Genomic DNA, 5461 nt, shown 5'->3' with positions numbered 1-5461 from the left:
GATCGTTTCGCTATAAAAAACGTGACCAGTGTAGTCGTAAACTTTCAACTTAAGGTTTGAATTACTTGTATTAAATACTGATACAATAGAATAGTCTGTGTTRCGATACTTGTTGATAGTAAGGTTTCCACTTGCAAATACTGAGCTTAGACTTAATGTTAATACGGCGACTAATGCCAATCCTTTTGATTTCAAATTTAAATTTTTCATCTGTTTAAAAATTTTGGTTAATAATTAAATTTATTTGTCAAACGCTTTATGTGGTTTGTTCGACATTGTAAATCTATGAAGTTTTCTTAGAAAAGATCTAGATAAAATGATTGTAAAGGCCTGTTTTTACAACTATTYTAAGTACAAACGGTTTCGGGAAGCCCCGAAAATGTTTGYGTTACAGAAGTTTATTAAAGAAAAAYATCTTTATTAGCGGTTGTTTKAATCTTTACATATTATGATAACGTTTTCGTAAATTGTGGAAATGGGCTCAAAACGTCGATTTCTTAATTATTTCCTTAAAAAGTAGATTTTTTACAAAGGAGAATWGGTGTCTTTTTCGAGGGGAGATGTGTTTTTTAYCTRCTAATTCTACTGGCTGATAAATATTGATGTCGATATAACAGAATTTACATAGAATTTTCAAAAAACTTAATTGACATTCTAGAGCAAAAATGTGATTGTAGTTTTTTTTGTTCTTTAGATTCTGGGTAATAAATATTTGCTAAGATTCGTTCAATTCATAAATCACAATTCGTAATTTAATTTGGGTTTGGAAGTTATTAAAAGGAAAATATTGTTTTCACATTATGCTCCTTTATATTACTGCTGGAGCAATTTTTAAAGGTTACCCTATATGGTAACGACTCTATTGAAGATCAGAAATGGATGATTGATTTCTGTAGGGTGAGATATTAGTGCTTGCTTTGGAGAATGATAAGCAAGTAATTGTGTATTGAGTTTTAAACAAAAAAATAAGTGTATCTCTTATTGATGAGGGATACACTTATATAAATGATGATGCTTTATGGAAACATCCTCATGTTTAGAATTTTTATCTTTAGAATGCATGCTTCAAATTTTAGTTTCTATTCTCAGCTATTTGCATCATTTCGTTTGATACATCTAATTTTTTAGCTTTTACAACAAATGGTGTTTCAACTTTYGAGTTATTTCCTTCTAATACCAAWGCATAATCACCATCAGATAGGTTTGATAAATCAAATAACTTTTGAGTAGTCAGCAGTAATGGTTTCACTATAAAATTCAGAACCATTTTCGTCGTAAACTTTTAGTTTAATGTTTGATCCAYTATTATTAAATACTGAAACGATAGAGTATTCTGTATCCAAGTAAGGGCTAATTCTTGCTAATTGAATTTTTTTGTCTGATACCTCCAATTTATTAGCTTTTACAACAAATGACTCTTCAAATTTAGTGTTTTTACCAACTAATGCTACTGAATAGTTTCCATCTACCAAATAAGACAAGTCTACCAATTTTTGAGTTGAAGTTTCAGCAGAAATGGTTTCGCTATAAAATACAGTGCCATCTTCGTCGTAAACTTTTAACTTTAGATTTGAATCACTGCTATTTAATATTGAGATAATAGAATAGTCTGTATTTAAATACTTGTTAATACTAATTTGTCCACTTGCAAATGCAGAGTTTAGACTTAATGCTAATACGGCTGTTAAAGCCAATCCTTTCAATTTTAGTTTTAGATTTTTCATCTTTTTAAAATTTTGGTTAATAATTAGATTTATTTGTCAAACGCTTTATGTGATTTGTTCGACATTGTAAATCTATGAAGTATTCTTAGAAAAGATCTAGATAAAATGATTGTAAAGGGCTGTTATTACAACTATTTTCAATACAATCGGTTTCGGGAAGTCCCGAAAATGTTTGCGTTACATAAGTTTATTAAAGAAAAATATCTTTAATAGGCGATGTTTGAATTTTTACATATTATGATAACGTTTTCGAAAATAGTGGAAGTGTGGTCAAAACGTCGATTTCTTAATTATTTCCTTAAAAAGTAGATTTTTTACAAAGGAGAATAGGTGTCTTTTTCGAGGRGAGATGTGTTTTTTACCTGCTAATTCTACTGGCTGATAAATATTGATGCCGAAACAGAATTCACATAGAATTTTCAAAAAACTTAATTGACTTTTTAGGGTAAGCTCATTGCATATTAAGATGCATGGTAATGTATCTTAATATGAATTCAACTCCAAATTCACAATTCAAACTTATAGTTGGTGAAATCAAAATAAAATCCTGTTCTAAATTTTACCTTACATTGATTATTACAAAATAGAATTCTTAAAGTTTACTTTATCTCTTAACACAATAAGTTTTTTATAGGAGGTAAGAAACGGATACTTGTTTTGTGTTGGATATTATAAGGCTGTATTGTAGATTGTTATTGGAGTGTGTGTGGTTTTAAACAAAAAAATAAGTGTATCTCTTATTGATTAGGGATACACTTATATAAATGATGATGCTTTATGGAAACATCCTCATGTTTCGAATGTTTATCTTTTAAATGCATGCTTCGAATTTTAGTTTCTATTCTCGGCTAATTGCATTGATTCGTTTAACACAACCAAAGTTTTTGTTCTTACGATAAAAGGCTCTTCGATTCTTGTATTTTTTCCTTCCAAAACCAATTCGTAGTTACCGTCAGATAGGTTCGATAAATCAAATAATTTTTGTGTGTTGGTTTCAGCTTTTATTGCTTCGCTGTAGAAAACATTACCTTCCTTATCGTAAATCTTCAATTTAAGATTTGTTCCTGAGGTGTTAAATACTGATACAACAGAATAGTCAGTATCTAAATATGGGGTAATGCGAAGAGTATCTCCTGCAAATGCACTATTTAAGCTTGCTACTAGTATGGCAACTAATGCCAATCCTTTTAATTTCAAATTTAGATTTTTCATTTGTCAAAGATTTAGGTTAATAATTTTTTTATTTGTCAAAGTCAATAAGTTATTTTGTTCGACATTGTAAACTTATGAAGTTTTCTTAGAAAAGATCTAAATAAAATGAGTATGAAGCCTTATTTAGACAGCTTTTTTCAATACAAACGGTTCCGGGAAGTCCCGAAAATGTTTGCATTGTTCTTATTTATAAAAGAAAATTGTCCTTAATAGTGCTTTTTATATATTTTTCAGATTATGATAACGTTTTCGAAAAAATAGAATTGTTTTAAAACGTCATTTTCTTTATTATGATTTTAAAAATTTAATTTTTGGAGAAGGAAGATCTCGACTTATTTCACCCTAAAAGGTGTTTTTATTTTCAAATTCCACGGCTTATAAATAGTGATAAAGCCAGATTGAAGTGTGAGTTTAGAAAACTTAATTGACGTTTTAGCCCAAGATCGCTTATTCTTTTTGGGGAGATATTAAGAATCTGGCTAAGGAATTTCCAGGAGTTTCAGTTCAAGTCTTAATTCAAAGTTTGAAGTTAATTGGGGGAGAAATTAAATTTTGTTTTGGATTCGTTTTTCAATGATTAGTCTTAAATCATCTTTTAAGCTTTGGGCTTTGGTTGACGCAATAAGTTTTCTAATACAAGGAGATTAGAAGCAGAAAAGGATGCTGTTGTGTCGGAGTATATAAGGGATCACATCCAATTTATGGGTATAAACGAAGACTGAGTCTAAACAGAATATTATTTTGTTAATAAGCCAGTTTTTGTTGAAGTGTTATTATGCGAATATTTTAGTTAAACGAAACAGGAAAAAGTCTACATCCACTACACCTCTCAATGATCTTCTGAAATCTTTTACTTTAGCATTAAAAGATTCTGCAAATGCATTTGTACTTCTTGAGATGAAATAATTCACAATTTGTTTGTGATGTACCTCAAAAGTTTTCTTTATGGCGTTAAATGAGTCCATGCCTGCCTTTTCTATTTCATCAAACCAATGTGCAAGTTTGAGCCTAGCCGTATTAGGATCTAAATCTTGGTTGTATATTTTCCTAAGTCCATCAGATAGTTGATATGCACGCTGAATACCTGGATATCTTTCAAATAAAATTGAAGCTCTATAAGTTTGGGCATCGGTCCATTTCTCCTTAGACTTGAATAAAGCAAACCGACTTCTAGTCATGAGTTGTTTTATGGTGTCTCCATTTTCGAAAGTCTCAATCTTATAGTCTTTACCTTTTGCTTTCGCTTCTTTATACGCTTTATTTTCAAGTTTTAATATGACCCATCTGTATTTAATTCTGAGCTCTTGAACTGCATCATTAGCTAGCTGTTGAACATGAAACCTATCAGTTGTTGCTTCGGCTCTTAAAAAGCACTTTTTTACTATTAGGTTCATGCTTCCTGCCATGTCTAATGTGACTTCCTTAACTATATTGCGAAGCTCAACTGGAATATGTGTTTTGATTAAACTAATGATATTATCAGCTTTTGTACCCTTGAAAACACCAACAATGGTGCCTTTTTTACCACCCTTATCTTTATTAGTCAGAAAAGTATAGAGTTCTCCGTTAGATAATGATGTTTCATCTAATGCTAAATTGGGACCAATATTATTAGGGTACACAAGATACTCTTGGGCGTGTGTTTTCTTGCTCCACGTACTAAAACCACTTAATTTGCTTTTGTATTGTCTTCGAAAATTATGCGCTTTTATACCGTATTATGTTTCAAGGCTTTGTATGCTTATGGCGTTAGTATCGACTAATTTCTTTTAAAAAAGCAGAATAGTCTTCTGACATTCTGGTTCCTTTAATTACGATACTCCAATCTCGATTGACCTTCTTTTTTTTACCATCTATTACAACATCCCAGCGACGACGCTTAATGTTGAGTTTGACTAACATATCTCGAATAGGATAATCATCAATCTCACGAGCCTCCATAAAACCACTCGCTTTGGCTGATGCATTAGCATACTCCTCAGGAACAAGAGCTTTTTCCTCCAAATAGATCGTCAAGTCTTTCGTAAATAATTCTTGTTTTGTAGTCTTTGTTTTATAATCGACAATCTCGAAATAATCAAGAATGCCTGCCGGTAAAAATAGAGATATAATAGAAATGTCCATAAGAGTATATTATCGTGAATTGGAAGGACGCAAATATATTATGAATTATAAACAAACCCAACTTTTGTCACTGATCCTATATAAGCCGGTTAGACTTGTGGAATTTTATGGGTTAAAGGGAAGATTTTAAACAAAAAAATAAGTGTATCTCTTATTGATTAGGGATACACTTATATAAATGATGATGCTTTATGGAAACATCCTCATGTTTAGAATTCTTATCTTTAGAATGCATGCTTCAAATTTTAGTTTCTATTCTCAGCTATTTGCATCATTTCGTTTGATACATCTAATTTTTTAGCTTTTACAACAAATGGTGTTTCAACTTTCGAGTTATTTCCTTCTAATACCAAAGCATAATCACCATCAGATAGGTTTGATAAATCAAATAACTTTTGAGT

At 30.6% G+C, this 5461-nt stretch carries 5 protein-coding genes; all 5 read right to left on the bottom strand.

Annotation, left to right across the window (positions count from 1 at the left end; all coding sequences use genetic code 11):
- Positions 1–210: hypothetical protein (locus EMN46_RS18355; RefSeq protein ID WP_229130416.1), on the bottom strand; the 210-nt coding region annotated here is incomplete at its 3' end.
- A 1001-nt stretch (positions 211–1211) separates the two neighbouring features.
- Positions 1212–1724 (bottom strand): hypothetical protein, encoded by a 513-nt coding sequence (locus EMN46_RS18350; protein WP_154202464.1) that lies wholly within the window; start codon positions 1722–1724, stop codon positions 1212–1214.
- An 831-nt stretch (positions 1725–2555) separates the two neighbouring features.
- Positions 2556–2936 carry a DUF3244 domain-containing protein gene (locus tag EMN46_RS18345; protein ID WP_154202463.1) on the bottom strand — a complete coding sequence of 127 codons (381 nt, stop codon included), beginning with the start codon at positions 2934–2936 and terminating at the stop codon, positions 2556–2558.
- 773 nt (positions 2937–3709) lie between these two features.
- A complete protein-coding gene (locus tag EMN46_RS18340) occupies positions 3710–4558 on the bottom strand; it encodes a transposase (RefSeq protein WP_368667580.1) in 849 nt (282 codons plus the stop codon).
- Positions 4559–4685: 127 nt separating this feature from the next.
- Positions 4686–5060 carry a hypothetical protein gene (locus EMN46_RS18335; protein ID WP_154202462.1) on the bottom strand — a complete coding sequence of 125 codons (375 nt, stop codon included), beginning with the start codon at positions 5058–5060 and terminating at the stop codon, positions 4686–4688.
- Between the last annotated feature and the right edge of the window lie 401 nt (positions 5061–5461).

The organism is Ancylomarina sp. 16SWW S1-10-2 (assembly GCF_009669305.1).
Taxonomy (GTDB): Bacteria; Bacteroidota; Bacteroidia; order Bacteroidales; family Marinifilaceae; genus Ancylomarina.
Note: the sequence above shows the minus strand (reverse complement) of the source record. Positions and strands in the feature narration are given on the sequence as shown.